We start from the raw sequence: 14,647 nt of genomic DNA, 5'->3' as shown, positions 1-14,647 counted from the left end.
TTGACTGTGAGGAGGTGTGCGATGAGTTGTTCACTGGGAATTTCCACTGGATCTTCCGGTGTCTATTCAGCACTCGTCGACACCGATACCAGCACAAACGCGCCAGGCGCCGTGCCTGCCGAGACTCGCTTCGTCTCGGCGGATCAGGCCAATTCCAACGTCGGTGACCTTGTCAGAGCATCCATCAAGCTGATGACGACGCAGGTAACGGACGGATCTGAAGCGCCGCGCTCGATCGGTGTCAGCTATCGCACGGACGATCAACTCGCGAGCATCAGGTCATCTCTTTCGCGCTCGCCGAAGCAGGTCCGTGCAATCCCCGAGCCTGCCGCCGTACACGCGTATCTCGCGGAGACAGGGAAAACCGAGCGGTACGACACGACAGCTCAGGTGGACGTCGGTGATCAAGGTCTGACGGTGTCCGTCGTCGACCACACCGGTGAAGTTCTGCACTCCGACCGTATCGACGCCCTCGCAGGGGCCGGAATCGACCGGGCATTGGTCGACTTCGTGACGGAGAAGGCTCCAGGGCACTTGCGCCGGTACACCGACGCGGAACTTCTTGCCGCCCGGTGCCATGTCGCCAAAGAGCAACTGTCCACGTCCACCAAGGTGACCGTCGACCTTCCGATCGACGCGATGGCGATCACGCGCGACGAGTTCGAGGCCATCATCGCCCCGGATATCGAGCGCGCCGTCACCTTCATCCGTGAAGTCGTGAAGGGCTCACCGCGGTCCGTCGGTGCCGTTGTACTCATCGGCGGTGGCGCACATATTCCGGCCGTGCGGTCCGCCGTCGCCGCTGCCGTCGACGTCCCCATGGTCGAGATCGTCGAGCCCGAGACTGCGGCAACCAAAGGTGCTGCACTCCTGGCAGATTCGATCACCGCAATTCGTTTCCCGCTGCTGGGCTCCGGAAGTGACCAGCGCTCCGGATCCACCGCCAAGGTATCGGGAGCGTTGATCGGTGCGCTCGTGGTCGGCGGACTGGTACTCGGTTACGGCGCAAAGGAATTGGTTCCGACCGACGACACCGCGGTCTCGCCCGTCGGAACCGGGTCGACCACGACGACGGTGAGCCCCGAAGCGACACCGAGCACCGGATCGACGATCATTCCGTCTCATGATCCTCTGCCTTCGGTAGCCGGCAGCACGTATCCTCGGTACGGGTATCCCACCACCCCGTTCGACTCGCAGCCTTACGACACGCACTCGTACACAACGCATCAGTACACACTTCCGCCTGCGCCGATCCCGGACACCTCGACGACAACCACGCCGCCGACCACGACAACGACCACTCCGAATTGGCCGACCATTCCCGGAATCACGCTGCCCGATCCACCGGCGTGGTGGCCGACGCTACCGGACACCGAGGCGACGCCCCCGGTCGATCCGACCGAGGCAAACCCCGGCGGCGGTCTCGGCCCGGGTGAGAGCGGCGGCGAGAACCCGACGACGCCGGAGACTCCTGGATCCGGTTCCACCGAAACCGAAATCACTACCCCTGGTGGTGGTGATCCGACGACGAAGCCCGGTGAACCGAATACCTCGATGCCCGAAAACGGTCCCGCGACCACACCGGATCGGGAACCGGCCCCGGTCGGCTGATTCTCAGTCGGCCGATTTTCAGTGCATCAGCTGGCTGACGGAGACCGACAGCCCCGGGTCCGTCGCAACACTCAATTCCGAAGGGCCTGCGCCGTTTCCGATCAGGTGAGCGGCCAACGATGCGATCATCACGCCGTTGTCCGTGCACAGTCGAGGTTTCGGAATGCGCAACGTGATGCCTGCTTCGGCGCAGCGCTGCTCGGCGAGTGAGCGGATGCGCGAATTGGCCGTGGCGCCGCCGCCGAGAACCAACGTGTCAACACCGACATCCTTGGCTGCACGCACTGCCTTCATCGTCAGGACGTCTGCAACCGCTTCCTGGAACGAGGCAGCGATGTCCGGGATCGAAAAGGTCTCGCCTGCGCGCTCTTTCGATTCGACATAGCGCGCGACGGACGTCTTGAGTCCCGAGAACGAGAAGTCGTGCCGCGAATCGCGCGGCCCCGTCATGCCGCGAGGGAAGGCGATTGCGTTCCGATCTCCCTCTTGCGCAGCAGCATCGAGTGCCGGTCCACCGGGAAAGCCGAGTCCGAGCAGTCTGGCCACCTTGTCGAAGGCCTCACCGGCGGCGTCGTCGACAGTCGTGCCCAGTTCGACAATGGGCTTGCCCAGATCTTCGACGTGAAGCAGGTGTGTGTGACCGCCGGAGACCAACAATGCGACGCACGAGGGCAACGGACCGTGCTCGAGAGTGTCCACCGAGACGTGACCGCCGAGATGATTGACCGCATAGAACGGGATGTTCCATGCTGCCGCATAGGCTTTCGCTGCGGCTACACCGACCAGCAGCGCGCCGGCCAGGCCGGGTCCGATGGTGACGGCCAGCGCGTCGGGCTTCTCGATACCGGCGGCAGCAAGGGCACGGCGCATCGTCGGCACGATCGCCTCGAGGTGAGCCCGCGAGGCCACTTCGGGAACCACTCCCCCGTACCTGGCGTGCTGATCCACGCTCGATGCCACCTCGTCGGCCAACAATTCGCAGGTTCCGTCACCGTTCCAGCGGACGATACCGACACCTGTTTCGTCGCAAGAACTTTCGACACCCATGACGATCATGCTTGCTGCTCCTCAATTTCGCGGACACCGAGCACGGCAGGCCGTCTCATCGTGTACGCATCTGCCCCACTGGGCTGGTAGTACTTCTTTCGTGTTCCGACGATCTCGAATCCTTCGCGCCGGTACAGCGCGATGGCAGGTTCGTTGTCGGTGCGCACTTCCAGGAACACCGGGCACTGCCGTGAATCCGCCAGAGTCAGAAGCGCATCGAGCAACGCGCCGCCGATTCCGAGTCGCTGAGCCGAGGGATCTGTACCGATGGTGTGAACCTCGGCCTCCATGTTGGGCGACGCCCCCAACAATGCGACTCCGGCGTAGCCGAGGACGTGACCGTCAGGCTCCCGGGCAACGAAGTAATGATTATGTGCGCCTGCAAGTTCCGAGACGAACGCTTGTGCGCTCCAGGGTCCGTCGCCTGCGAACAACGCGCGCTCCAACTCCGCGCACCGTTCGGCGTCATCGACGTTCATCGGCTCGATGCTGTACTTCATCTGCTCTGTCTCACTTGCCACGTTCTGCAAGGGTCTTCGCGTCCGGGCGTCGGAGGTACAGCGGCTCCAGCGGGGCCGGAACCGAGCCGGACAGGATCTCGCGAGCAGCGACTGTCACCAACCCGGCCGGTGAAGGTGTCTCCGCCGGGTCGACGGGTAGATCGAAGAAGTCCACGTGCGAAGCGGATCCGGCAATCAGCGTCGAAGGCGAAGGATCGACGTCGCCGGCGGAATTCACAGCCGGTCCTTCGACGCGCACTCCGCCGTCATAGCGCGCCCAGTAGATCTCGCGACGCCTCGCGTCAGTCACGACGAGCAGGCTCGGTGTGGTCGGTACCGCAGCCGCGATCGCATCGAGGCTGCACACGCCGTACACGGGAACACCGAGTGCGTCACCGAAGGCAGCGCCCGTCGCCATGCCGACACGCAGTCCGGTGTACGGCCCTGGCCCGACACCCACGACGACGGCGTTCAAGTCGGCCGGTGTGAGCCCTGCCTCGGCGAGGCATTCGAGGACGTGAGGGGTCAAGACCTCGGCGTGCGCACGAGGATTGACCGTGACACGCACGGCAAGCGTCTCCACTGTGTCCGGTGACTCTGTGTCCGGTGACACTGGGTCCGGTGACGAAGCCGACAGGGAGACAACTCCGGCAGTGACTGCCGGAGTGGAGGTGTCAATTGCGAGAACAAGCACGATTTCTCAGGGTACCCGCACGTGAAGAACTACTTCCGGCCCGGGAGGGTCACGACGTCTGTGACACCAAACTCCGTTTCACGACGTCCAGGACCAACTCGCAGTCCGCACATCCGATTCGGGTTCCCGATGAAGCTGCACTCGCAGGTGCCGTTCGACGAGCCTTTCCACGACGTCACCACCCCATTCGACCACCACTACTGCATCGGTGAGGTCGGTGTCGAGGTCGAGGGCATCGAGTTCGTCGAGCGCATGCGGTCCGCTGTCTCCCAGCCGGTATGCGTCGACGTGGATCATGCCGACGGGAACTCCGCCGCCGGGGCGGGTGCCCGGACGATGCTCACGAGCGATGACGAACGTCGGGGACGTCACCCGGCCCTGCACCCCGAGCCCGGCGCCGATTCCGCGCGTCAACGCGGTCTTGCCTGCCCCGAGTGGACCGTCCAGCACCACCAGGTCGCCGGCAACAAGTCCCGCCGCCAAGCGTCGGCCGAAAGCCTCGGTATCCTCGGCCGTTTCCAACGTGATCTGTCCGGACACGGGAAGTCCCGTGGAGTTCTCAGCCGACATCGGACCGCTCTTCTACCTGCGCTCGCTGCACCAACTTGTCGATTGCGTCCGTCACGATCGCCGGGAACTCGAGCTGCACCAGATGGCCGGCCCCGTGAACTCGCACGAGTTCGGATTCGGGGAGATCGGCGGCGAGACGCTTGGAGCTGATGAACGGAATCATCATGTCTTGATCGCCGCAGATCACGACTGCCGGTGTGTGCGCGAGGACCTCGAGAGAAGCGGACTCGTCGTGCAGTTCCAACGTCCGCAGGAAATTGACGATGGTCACAACCGAGGTGCGGTCGAGCATGCCGTCCGAGAGTTCATGCAGCCGTGGGCTGACATCGGTGCCGTACGAGGCCGCACGCAGGATCGGCGTGATCAATACTCGCGCAGCGCCCCGGGCATGCTGAACTACTCCTGGTGAGGTGCGCACTGCCAACCGGAATCCGTCGATGATCGGATTCTGCAGATTGCGGGTCAGGCCGGTCTCGGCCAGGCCTGCCGCCGTCGTCGCGACCAGCCCCACGCCGATGACTCGGCCCTCGAACCATTCGGGTCGCTGACCGGCGAGCGCGAGTACCGTCATGCCGCCCATCGAGTGACCGACCAGAACTATCGGTCCCTTGGGTACCTTGGCCTCGACGACGGTCGCGAGGTCGCGGCCGAGCTGAGAAACCGTACAACTCTTCGAACGCGGCATGCCCGAGTCTCCGTGTCCGCGCTGGTCGTAGAACACCATGCGAACCTTGTTGCCCCATCGCTCTTCGAGCTGGCGGCGCTGGAAATGCCAGGACAGCGCACTCAGGCAGTATCCGTGCACGAAAACGACTGTCAGCGGAGCGTCGTCCGGTCCCACTTCGCGAACTGCCAGCTCGACACCGTCCTCGGTGCGCACCGTGCTCTTGCGGTCGCGCGTCATGAGGTCGAAGTCCTCGTCCGCGTAGATTTCCCGGCCTGGACGCGTCGCGGTCTTGAATGCGTTCACGCCGGCCATCGAGCCGAGCGCCGCGGCGCTGAGCAGGCCACCGAGAATGCTCATCTTTCCTGCAGTCTTCATGACGTCTCTCCCCCGATGTACGTACGCACAGTGCGTCCACGTATCCCGGTCACGACCTCGTAGTGAATGGTGTCGAGTACGTCGGCCCAGGCCTGCGCGTTGGGTTCGCCGTGATCGCCGTTGCCGAAGAAGATCGCGGTGTCGCCTTCGCGAACTCCGTCACCGTCCGGACCCAGGTCCACCAATACCTGGTCCATGCAGATTCGCCCGACAGCCTGGCGACGCTTACCGCCCAACTGCACTTCGAACTTGCCACTCAGTGAGCGAGACAAACCGTCGGCGTAGCCGACGGGAAGCAGCGCAAGAGTGGTGTCGTGCGGTGCGACCCACTGATGCCCGTAGGAGACGCCCTCTCCGGCGGCTACCTTCTTCACCAGAATCACCTTCGCTCGCAGCGTCATCGCCGGTCGTAAACCGAAATCTCCGAGTTCGGGCACCGGAGACAATCCATATATCGCGATTCCGGGCCGAACCATGTCAAACCGCAGGTCAGGACGGGTGACTGTAGCAGCGGAGTTGGAAAGATGAACGACTTCGGGGTCGAATCCGCGAGCGCGGACGTCGGCAACCGCGTCGATCAAACGCTGCTTCTGCATGTCGATGACGTCGTGATGCGGTTCGTCCGAGTGTGCGAGGTGAGAGAACACTCCGCGCAGCCTGATCGTGCCCTCGTCCCGGGCAGTGGCGAGGTCGTCGAGCATCTGCGGCCACTCGGTTCTCGATACGCCGTTGCGATTGAGACCGGTGTCCACCTTGAGCGTCACCGTCGCCAGTTGTCCCAGAACCCGTGCCGCGTCGACGACAGCGGCCAGGTGTCGCGGGGAGGACACGCCGATCTCGACGTCCGATCTGATCGCCGAGGCGAAATCGGCGTCGACGCCGTGCAGCCAGGCAAGGACGGGAGCGGTGATGCCTGCCTCGCGAAGGACCAGTGCCTCCGCGATGGTGGTGACGCCGAGTTCCCGGGCTCCCGCCGAGAGCGCCGTCCGCGCCACCGCAACTGCGCCGTGGTTGTATCCGTCCGCCTTGATGACCGCCATCAACGCTGCATCCCCGGCAAATTCACGCAGAACACGCACGTTGTGCGCGATCGCGTCCAGATCGACGACTGCCTCCGTCTGCGGCCCTACGGCGTCGTCGAGTCGGCTCGCCTTCCCCTCCGCAGGCTCCTTCGGTGCTCTTCCCTGGGCAAGCGTCATGGCGACAATCCTGCCACCCACGCAGAATCGGACACGTGTTCGGGTTTGAACACCCTCAATCGAGGGCAAAAGAGCGAAGCACACGCACTGATTCCCGCAGACCTCCCAGCAGGGGTGAAGCCGAAATCGGTGCTCCGGCGACATCGCTCTGACCGCCGGCAGCGGCGATGTTCGCAGCCAACGCGTGAGCCCGCGCCCCGACGGCCCCGGCTTCGAGAGGGCTCAGACCCGCCGCCAGCAACGCACCGATCACACCGGAGAGGATGTCACCCGAACCTGCCGTCGATGCCCAGGAGCCGCCGGCGTCGTTGACCAGCACCTCACCGCCGGGATCCGAGATCACCGTCGTATGGCCCTTCAGCAGGACCGTGACTCCGAGGCGTGCGGCAAGAGCACGCGTGGCCGCGATCCTGTCGTCGCCAAGAGTTGTGAATCGAGCGAACTCGCCGGCGTGGGGCGTCAACAGTGTCGGCGCGGTCCGGGCTGCGACAAGTTCGGGACGCTGAGCGAGGAGGGTAAGTCCGTCCGCATCGACAACAACGGGTACATCAGTAGCCAGCACCGACGCCAGAAGTCGCGCGGCGTCGTCGTCGGTACCCATACCGGGGCCGACCACCCACGCCTGAACTCGCCCGGCGGCTTGGAAGGTCTCACTCGCAATCACCTCCGGGAACCGGGCGAGCACCTCGGTGGCGCCGTGCCCGGCGTAGCGGACCAGGCCGGCGGTCGCGGTAACCGCGGCACCGGTACAGAGCACGCCCGCGCCGGGATACTGCTCACTTCCCGCAACGATGCCCACCACACCCTGCGAATACTTGTCGTCCTCCGGACCGGGCACCGGCCACAGCGCACCGACCTCCGCCGGATCGAGCGAACCGAAGTCGGGTTCGCTGATGCTCAATCCGATGTCCACGAGTTCGACACGACCACACAGCGGAGCCGCGAGTACGTGTACCGGCTTGAGCGCACCGAATGTGACCGTCACATCAGCGGTCACCGACGGGCCGTCCACTGCGCCGGTGTTCGCGTCGACGCCGCTCGGAAGATCGACCGCCACGATCGGTGCATCCACCTGGCCGACGAGATCGGCCGCGTCAGGCCGTAGACCGCCGTGCCCGGAAATCCCGACGATGCCGTCGATCACCAGATCCGGCGACCCGACTTCGGCGGCGACTCGGCCGCCGGCCTTCAAGAGAGCATCGAGGCCCGCCCGATGAGCGCGCGCCGGATCGAGCAACACGGCCCGCACGCTCACACCTCGTTTGCGGAGCGACGCACCGGCCCACAGGGCATCACCGCCGTTGTCGCCCGTACCGACCAGCAGCGTCACCGACCGATGCGCGACCGACCCTGTACGGGAACGCAATTCGTCCGCGACTACTCGCGCAAGACCGTACGCCGCTCGACGCATCAGCACCCCGTCGGGCAGCTTGTCGAGCAGCGGCGCCTCAGCTGCTCGCACCTGATCGGCTGTGTAGTACCCACGCATGTCGGAACCCTTCAGTTGCCGTCGCTACCCTCGAAACCATGAAATCACGTCTTCGCCCGGCAATCGCGGGTCTCGTGCTCGCTCTCGGTCTGGTCGGGTGCAGTTCCGGCACCGACTCCACACCACCGGCTCCGGAAACGACGGCCAGCGGACCCGTGGTGACCATCTCCGGGATGGCGTACTCCCCCGCGTCCATCACCGTGAATGTCGGCGAGACGGTCACGTGGGTGTTCGACGACAACGGAATGGCCCACGACGTCAACGGCCTCGGGGACGCCAAGGGCAAACTCCGCAGTCCGCTCAAGAAATCGGGAACCTACACCTACACGTTCACCGAACCCGGAACCTACGACTACACCTGCACACCGCATCCCGAGATGCGCGGAACCGTCGTCGTCGAGACGCCGTAACGCGCTCGAGCCCCACAGTCTTGCGACTGCGGGGCCCGATTTTCTAGCGAAAGCTACTCGACCGTAACCGATTTCGCCAGGTTACGCGGCTTGTCGACGTCGTAGCCACGCGCCGCGGCAACCTCGGCCGCAAAGATCTGCAACGGAACCGTGGACAGCAACGGCTGCAGCAGAGTCGGTGACGCCGGAATCTCGATCAGGTGATCCGCGTGCGCCGCGGCGACGGTGTCGCCTTCCTCAGCGATGACGATAGTCGTCGCCCCGCGCGCCTTGATCTCCTGAATGTTGGACACCAACTTCGAGTGCAGGACAGCGCGGCCCTGCGGCGACGGCATGACGATGATGACCGGAAGGTCCTCCTCGATCAAGGCGATCGGGCCGTGCTTGAGCTCACCGGCGGCAAAGCCCTCGGCGTGCATGTACGCGAGCTCCTTGAGCTTGAGCGCACCCTCGAGCGCCACCGGGTAGCCGACGTGACGCCCCAGGAACAGCACGGTCGACGCGTGCGCGAACTGGCGCGCCAACGCGCGCACCGGTTCTGCCGTCTCGAGTACCTTGCTGACCAATGCGGGCATCGCTTCGAGGTCGGCGTACTCGCGGGCGACCTCGTCCGGATACTTGGTTCCGCGAGCCTGCGCCAAAGCCAAACCGACGAGGTAGTTCGCGGTCACCTGCGCCAGGAACGCCTTGGTGGAAGCGACCGCGATTTCCGGTCCTGCCCGGGTGTAGAGGACTGCGTCGGCTTCACGCGGGATCTGTGCACCGTTGGTGTTGCAGATCGCCAGGACGCGTGCCTTCTGGTCCTTGGCGTGCTTGACAGCCTCGAGCGTATCGGCCGTTTCCCCCGACTGCGAGATTGCGACAACAAGCGTCGAGCGATCGAGAACCGGGTCGCGGTAACGGAATTCGCTGGCGAGTTCGACCTCGACAGGTAGACGCGTCCAATGCTCGATCGCGTACTTCGCCAACAGACCGGAGTGGTAAGCGCTACCGCAAGCGACAACGAACACCTTGTCGACGTCGCGCAGTTCCTGATCGGACAACCGCTGCTCGTCGAGGACGATCTTCCCGTTCTCGAAGTGGCCGAGGAGCGTGTCGGCGACAGCGGTCGGCTGCTCTTCGATCTCCTTGAGCATGAAGTAATCGTGACCACCTTTTTCGGCGGCCGCGAGATCCCAGTCGATGCGGAACGGGCGTCCTTCTGCCTCGTTACCCGCGAAGTCGGAGATCCGGTAGCTGTCGGCAGTGATCACCACTGCCTGATCCTGTCCGAGTTCAACCGCATCGCGTGTGTGCTCGATGAATGCAGCGACGTCGGAGCCGAGGAACATCTCGCCCTCACCGACACCGACTACGAGCGGTGTCGAGCGGCGCGCGGCGACAATCGTGTCCGCGTGATCAGCGTGCGTGAAGACGAGCGTGAACGCACCTTCCAACCGACGAACCACCGACAGCGCACTCTCGATGAAATCACCTGCCGTCGGCCCCTGGGCGTACGCCCGGGCGACGAGGTGAACCGCGACCTCGGAATCCGTGTCGCTCTGCAGTTCGACGCCTGCAGCCTCGAGCTCCGCACGCAGCGGGGCAAAATTCTCGATGATTCCGTTGTGAACGACAGCCAGCTTGCCCGAGGCATCACGATGCGGGTGCGCATTGCGGTCCGTCGGACGCCCATGCGTCGCCCAACGGGTATGGCCCATACCGGACGTACCGACGAAGTGATCCGCACCGTACTCGCCGAGCTCCGCCTCGAGGTTGGCCAACTTACCGGCCTTACGCTCGATTTCGACCCCACCGGTTCCGTCGAGAATCGCGATTCCCGACGAGTCGTACCCGCGATACTCCATTCGTCGCAAAGCCTCCACCACAACGCCCAGAGCTGGGCGGTGGCCGACGTATCCCACGATTCCGCACATGGTGACTCAGGGTACTTGGACATCGGCGGTGGGCGCATTTTGCGGTTCCCGCACCTGGTTGCGGCGTCCGCTCCGCATACACGAGGCGGCTCATCGGATAACGTCTTCAACCGTGGCACCGAAACTGAAGACACTGACCCGTGAGCTGTCCAAGCGCGGCCCGCACCGAGTTCTCCGCGGCAACCTCGCCCTGGCCGGACAGCCGGGTGTCGTGTACACGCCGGAAACCGGTTTCAATCTCCCCGCCGTTGCCTTCGCGCACGGGTGGATGGTCGGGTCCCACAAGTACGAGCAGACACTCCAGCACCTCGCTTCCTGGGGAATTGTCGCAGCGGCGCCCGACAGCGAACGCGGTCCGGTCCCGTCACATCTCGGATTGGCTGCAGATCTTCGAGCGACGCTCGACATCTGCGTCGGCGTGCGACTCGGCCCCGGCCAGATCAGCGTCCAACCCGATCGGGTCGCCTTTGCCGGTCACGGCATGGGCGCGGGCGCGGCGGTACTGGCCGCAGCGCAGCGCGGGGATGTCGGTGCGGTAGCCGCACTGTTCCCGGCCCCGACAGCACCCAAGGCGGAGAACTACGCGTCGAAGATCACAGCGCCCGGATTGATCCTCGCCGGCGAAGACGACGTCGATTCCTTGACCAGCAATGCCCGGCCGCTGAGCGTGGAGTGGGGCGGTCCTGTCATCGCACGTACCGTGAACGACGCCCAAGACGCCGGACTGATCGAAGGCCGCCGACTCCTCGGCGCCCTGGGCCTCGGTGGATCCGAGCGCAAGACACAGGCCGCCACACGGTGCCTGCTCACGGGCTTCCTGTTGTTCCATCTGACCGGCGACAAGAAGTACAAGGATTTTGCTGATCCTGACGTCGAGATTCCGCACACGGCGCCGTTGCTGCCGGTCGAACCTCACTCCGACGCGCGGGCCAGCCAGCTGTTGCGTAAGTAGGGGTCCGTACTCGCCACCGACTCCGGCGGCGAGCACGGCGGCGTCGGCGTCGGCTCTGACGCGGATCGCAGATACGGGCCGGACCTGACCGGCCCATCCGTGTCATTCTCGGCGGATGTCGTTTCGGACGGCGGCTCCTGGCGCGATTCCGCGCTCGCTGCGGCCACTCTGCGCTCACGGAAGTCGTCGAGTTGAGAGTCGAGGGTTCGACGGATCGCTTCGAACGGCGCGTGAACGGACTTCACAGCGGACCAGCTCCGGCCAACTCAGCGCCCGTCTCTCCGTCGGGAGCCACGATCGACTCGTCGGGGACTGTGGAAGGCGGCTCCGGGTCCGGCGCGGGCGAGACTTCGGCGGTGGTTTCGACCGGCACCTCGTGCTCGCGAATCTCAGGGTCGGGAGTTTCGGGCTGGAGTGTCGCAGGCTGGGACGCTTCTTGCGGGCGCGCCTCGTGCAGCGACATCTCCGGATCGGCATCGAGCACTATTCTCGGCCAACCATTTTCGCTCAACTCCAGGGTGGCCGACACAGAGTTCCCGTCAGCACCTGCAACATCCAGACTCACCCCACGACCGTCGGACGCAATCGAGAAGCCCCAAGTGTTGCCGCCGATCGAGAAAGAGACAGGAGCGGCGGCGACACCGGATGCACTCGGCTCGGCGATCGGAAAGGTTGACGTGAACGCGTCTGTCACCCACTGGGTCGCGGCGTCAAAAGCATGACCAACCGCACTCGCGCACTCCGCACACGCCCTGTCGAATTCGTCGCGAGTATCCAGATACGCCGAACGAAAAACCGTGTCCAGCCATGGCGCCGAACCACGACCGGCGGAAGCGACGTGAGTCAGCTGGTCGATCTCCCCCGCACCCAGACCGCCGATCGTCGCCCGGTCGAGGCCGGCCACCTTGAAAGCCTTGTCTGCCAAAGCCGTTCGAACCGTCCGCGCGAATTCGTCGGCCAGCGTGATCAACAGTGGCGCCGAATCCGCATCGGACCGAGCTTCACGCCGCGCCGCGAAGGCCTGATCTACGACCGCACCCACGCCGGAAACATTCCACACTGCAGGAAGATTCTCCGCCAGGTGCGTCAGCATCGCGATCTCGGCGACCGAACCGTCCACCGCTGCGGCCATGTCCGACGCATCTCGCATTAGTGTCTCGAAATCGATACCAGCCTCCGCGCGATACGCATCCTCGTAGGACGTAAGCATCCGTTCTTCGAAGCCCAACCGAGAGGCCAGGTTGTGAAATCGATCGAAGAACTGCAATCCCCTCGCACCAGCATCCAGGATTTCGTCGGGATGCACGCGTGAATCACGCAGTGCAAGAATATCTTCGACGCACAAGGAGCCGTTTGGTACTGCCTGTGCGGTACCGCTCGTCGGTATCATGAGACCGACCCGCTGGAGTCGCGCAATCGCTGCGCACCCTGACCGTCCACCTCAGCGATCACCTCAGCCGAAGAGGAAAGCCGACGCGCCAACGCATCGAGAAGATCGGCACGGCCAGTCAAGCGAGAATTCAGGACCGCCAATGCCGACGCCAACGCGGCTCCATGCTCGGCGTAATCACGGCCCGAAACGGCACCGCTGAATCGCAAACGCCTGATCGGCTCGGCAGAATCGCGCAGAGCCTGGGCCACCGACACCGCTTGGCGTGCCAATTCATCTGTTCCAGCGCGGTCGACATCCACGAGCGCTCCCAAGTTTCAACGGAACCACTCGAACGTCGAGCGGCCTTTGACTCCTTGGACGCAGCAGGGCGCAATTACGTTCCCTCAAAACGCGAACGCGTAATGAGGGGCTAAACCGAACCGACGATCTCGGCCAACTCGTCGGCCAGCTTCTGCGCGAGCGGAAGTTCGGTGGCCTCGACCATGACGCGGACCAGTTGCTCTGTCCCGGACGGGCGCAGGAGCACGCGACCACCGTCACCGAGGACGCGCTCTGCGTCCGCGACTGCTGCGAGTACCGACGGCGATGCTGCGACTGTCGCCTTGTCCCCAACCTTCACGTTGATCAGAACTTGCGGGAGGGTTGTCATCGTTGCGGCCAGCGCGGATGCCGACTTACCCGTGCGAGCCATGCGTCCGAGCAGCCGGAGGCCGGTGAGAATCCCATCGCCCGTGGTGCCGAACGCCGGCAACACGACATGGCCTGACTGCTCGCCGCCGAGGCTGTATCCGCCCGCGCGCAGTTCCTCTAAGACGTAGCGGTCACCTACGGCAGCAGTCACGATGTTGATACCGGCCTCGCGCATCGCGATGTGCAAACCGAGATTGCTCATGACAGTCGCGACGAGAGTGTTCTCGACCAACTCGCCGGCGTCGTTCATCGCGATCGCCAGAACTGCCATGATCGCGTCACCGTCGACCACCGCTCCGGTCTCGTCGACGGCCAGGCAACGGTCGGCGTCGCCGTCGTGCGCGAGGCCTAGGTCCGCCCCGTGATCGACTACGGCTTTCTGAAGATTCTCCAGGTGCGTCGATCCGCAGCCGTCGTTGATGTTGAGGCCGTCGGGATCGGCGCTGATCGCGATGACGCGAGCGCCAGCTGCCGCGTAGGCAACCGGTGCGAGCGCGGAAGCAGCGCCGTTGGCGCAGTCGACCACAACGGTGAGTCCAGCGAGTGGCTCGCTCGCCGCGCTCGCCAGATGCGCAAGGTACAGCTGAGCGGCGTCGTCGACCGTACGGACGCGGCCGATCCCGGCACCTGTCGGTAGGACGGGCGGTGCAGTGCCGTCGAGTGCATCCTCGATCGCCACCTCGACAGCATCATCGAGCTTGTGTCCACCGGCTGCGAAAATCTTGATTCCGTTGTCCGGCATGGGATTATGCGATGCAGAGATCATGACACCGAGACTGGCGTCGAGCTTTGCCGTCAAGTATGCAACTGCCGGAGTCGGAAGAATACCCACGTCGAGCACGTCGACACCCGCGGAACTCAATCCTGCGGTCACCGCGGCTTGAAGCATCTCACCGCTGGCGCGAGGATCGCGGCCGATCACGGCGGTCGGACGTGCGTCCGAGGTGTCGGCTGTCAGTACGCTCGCCGCGGCAACTGCCAATCTCAATGCAAGATCTGCAGTCAGATCCGAATTGGCAAGTCCACGAACACCGTCAGTACCGAACAACCGACCCATAGAACGACTCCTGAATCCTGTGAACCTCGAGAAGGGAACTCGAGAAGGGAATTTCTCCGAGAAACACAAGAGCGAGC

General features: G+C 64.4%; 15 protein-coding genes. 3 read left to right on the top strand and 12 right to left on the bottom strand.

From position 1 onward, the window contains the following. Positions 1–21: 21 nt before the first annotated feature. Positions 22–1,611 (top strand): Hsp70 family protein, encoded by a 1,590-nt coding sequence (locus AOT96_RS20010; protein ID WP_065352176.1) that lies wholly within the window; start codon positions 22–24, stop codon positions 1,609–1,611. A gap of 18 nt (positions 1,612–1,629) precedes the next feature. Here the strand turns inward: AOT96_RS20010 and tsaD are convergent, their stop codons facing one another. The 7 genes from tsaD to AOT96_RS19975 form a co-directional block, all read right to left on the bottom strand. Further along, positions 1,630–2,667 (bottom strand): tRNA (adenosine(37)-N6)-threonylcarbamoyltransferase complex transferase subunit TsaD, encoded by a 1,038-nt coding sequence (gene tsaD / locus AOT96_RS20005; RefSeq protein WP_007728610.1) that lies wholly within the window; start codon positions 2,665–2,667, stop codon positions 1,630–1,632. Next, the gene (gene rimI, locus AOT96_RS20000; RefSeq protein ID WP_003940971.1) at positions 2,664–3,158 is read right to left on the bottom strand and encodes a ribosomal protein S18-alanine N-acetyltransferase; all 495 of its coding nucleotides are present in this window, start codon (positions 3,156–3,158) and stop codon (positions 2,664–2,666) included. Before rimI ends, tsaD begins: the two co-directional genes overlap by 4 nt. A gap of 10 nt (positions 3,159–3,168) precedes the next feature. Beyond that, a complete protein-coding gene (tsaB, locus tag AOT96_RS19995) occupies positions 3,169–3,852 on the bottom strand; it encodes a tRNA (adenosine(37)-N6)-threonylcarbamoyltransferase complex dimerization subunit type 1 TsaB (protein WP_065352175.1) in 684 nt (227 codons plus the stop codon). 78 nt (positions 3,853–3,930) lie between these two features. After that, positions 3,931–4,422 carry a tRNA (adenosine(37)-N6)-threonylcarbamoyltransferase complex ATPase subunit type 1 TsaE gene (gene tsaE / locus AOT96_RS19990; protein ID WP_003940673.1) on the bottom strand — a complete coding sequence of 164 codons (492 nt, stop codon included), beginning with the start codon at positions 4,420–4,422 and terminating at the stop codon, positions 3,931–3,933. Beyond that, positions 4,412–5,464 carry an alpha/beta fold hydrolase gene (locus AOT96_RS19985; protein WP_007728607.1) on the bottom strand — a complete coding sequence of 351 codons (1,053 nt, stop codon included), beginning with the start codon at positions 5,462–5,464 and terminating at the stop codon, positions 4,412–4,414. The genes tsaE and AOT96_RS19985 overlap by 11 nt, the downstream gene beginning before the upstream one ends. After that, positions 5,461–6,663: an alanine racemase gene (gene alr, locus AOT96_RS19980; RefSeq protein ID WP_065352174.1), complete on the bottom strand. Its 1,203-nt coding sequence runs from the start codon at positions 6,661–6,663 to the stop codon at positions 5,461–5,463. Before alr ends, AOT96_RS19985 begins: the two co-directional genes overlap by 4 nt. 55 nt (positions 6,664–6,718) lie before the next feature. Continuing rightward, positions 6,719–8,152 (bottom strand): NAD(P)H-hydrate dehydratase, encoded by a 1,434-nt coding sequence (locus AOT96_RS19975; RefSeq protein ID WP_065352173.1) that lies wholly within the window; start codon positions 8,150–8,152, stop codon positions 6,719–6,721. 38 nt (positions 8,153–8,190) lie between these two features. Here AOT96_RS19975 and AOT96_RS19970 point away from each other — a divergent pair, with 38 nt between their 5' ends. Then, positions 8,191–8,562: a plastocyanin/azurin family copper-binding protein gene (locus tag AOT96_RS19970; RefSeq protein WP_003940908.1), complete on the top strand. Its 372-nt coding sequence runs from the start codon at positions 8,191–8,193 to the stop codon at positions 8,560–8,562. Positions 8,563–8,615: 53 nt separating this feature from the next. On the opposite strand, the gene glmS is transcribed toward AOT96_RS19970, so the two are convergent. Continuing rightward, entirely contained in the window at positions 8,616–10,478 is a 1,863-nt protein-coding gene (glmS, locus tag AOT96_RS19965) for a glutamine--fructose-6-phosphate transaminase (isomerizing) (protein ID WP_003940837.1), read from the bottom strand. A gap of 112 nt (positions 10,479–10,590) precedes the next feature. Here glmS and AOT96_RS19960 point away from each other — a divergent pair, with 112 nt between their 5' ends. Beyond that, on the top strand, positions 10,591–11,430 hold the full coding sequence (locus AOT96_RS19960) for a poly(ethylene terephthalate) hydrolase family protein (RefSeq protein ID WP_003941000.1): 840 nt from the start codon (positions 10,591–10,593) through the stop codon (positions 11,428–11,430). Here the strand turns inward: AOT96_RS19960 and AOT96_RS34770 are convergent. The 4 genes from AOT96_RS34770 to glmM all read right to left on the bottom strand — a co-directional run bounded on the left by AOT96_RS34770 (position 11,391) and on the right by glmM (position 14,570). Continuing rightward, positions 11,391–11,675 carry a hypothetical protein gene (locus AOT96_RS34770; RefSeq protein WP_083197651.1) on the bottom strand — a complete coding sequence of 95 codons (285 nt, stop codon included), beginning with the start codon at positions 11,673–11,675 and terminating at the stop codon, positions 11,391–11,393. The two genes, AOT96_RS19960 and AOT96_RS34770, sit on opposite strands and share 40 nt — an antisense overlap. Beyond that, complete coding sequence (locus tag AOT96_RS19955) at positions 11,672–12,775, bottom strand: hypothetical protein (protein WP_231917246.1); 1,104 nt, start codon at positions 12,773–12,775, stop codon at positions 11,672–11,674. Before AOT96_RS19955 ends, AOT96_RS34770 begins: the two co-directional genes overlap by 4 nt. Positions 12,776–12,816: 41 nt before the next feature. Further along, entirely contained in the window at positions 12,817–13,122 is a 306-nt protein-coding gene (locus AOT96_RS19950; protein WP_007728600.1) for a hypothetical protein, read from the bottom strand. Positions 13,123–13,232: 110 nt separating this feature from the next. Further along, positions 13,233–14,570: a phosphoglucosamine mutase gene (glmM, locus tag AOT96_RS19945; protein WP_065352171.1), complete on the bottom strand. Its 1,338-nt coding sequence runs from the start codon at positions 14,568–14,570 to the stop codon at positions 13,233–13,235. Positions 14,571–14,647 lie beyond the last annotated feature (77 nt).

This window comes from Rhodococcus sp. 008 (assembly GCF_001682295.1).
Taxonomy (GTDB): Bacteria; Actinomycetota; Actinomycetes; order Mycobacteriales; family Mycobacteriaceae; genus Rhodococcus_F; species Rhodococcus_F qingshengii.
This window is presented reverse-complemented; position numbering and strand designations above follow the sequence as displayed.

Excerpts from the sequence above, each read along its gene's own strand:
- AOT96_RS19985 (WP_007728607.1), bottom strand. The coding sequence starts at position 5,464 with ATGAAGACTGCAGGAAAGATGAGCATTCTCGGTGGCCTGCTCAGCGCC.
- AOT96_RS20010 (WP_065352176.1), top strand. The coding sequence starts at position 22 with ATGAGTTGTTCACTGGGAATTTCCACTGGATCTTCCGGTGTCTATTCA.
- AOT96_RS19975 (WP_065352173.1), bottom strand. The coding sequence starts at position 8,152 with ATGCGTGGGTACTACACAGCCGATCAGGTGCGAGCAGCTGAGGCGCCG.
- tsaE (WP_003940673.1), bottom strand. The coding sequence starts at position 4,422 with ATGTCGGCTGAGAACTCCACGGGACTTCCCGTGTCCGGACAGATCACG.
- glmM (WP_065352171.1), bottom strand. The coding sequence starts at position 14,570 with ATGGGTCGGTTGTTCGGTACTGACGGTGTTCGTGGACTTGCCAATTCG.
- glmS (WP_003940837.1), bottom strand. The coding sequence starts at position 10,478 with ATGTGCGGAATCGTGGGATACGTCGGCCACCGCCCAGCTCTGGGCGTT.
- AOT96_RS19970 (WP_003940908.1), top strand. The coding sequence starts at position 8,191 with ATGAAATCACGTCTTCGCCCGGCAATCGCGGGTCTCGTGCTCGCTCTC.
- alr (WP_065352174.1), bottom strand. The coding sequence starts at position 6,663 with ATGACGCTTGCCCAGGGAAGAGCACCGAAGGAGCCTGCGGAGGGGAAG.
- rimI (WP_003940971.1), bottom strand. The coding sequence starts at position 3,158 with ATGAAGTACAGCATCGAGCCGATGAACGTCGATGACGCCGAACGGTGC.
- tsaD (WP_007728610.1), bottom strand. The coding sequence starts at position 2,667 with ATGATCGTCATGGGTGTCGAAAGTTCTTGCGACGAAACAGGTGTCGGT.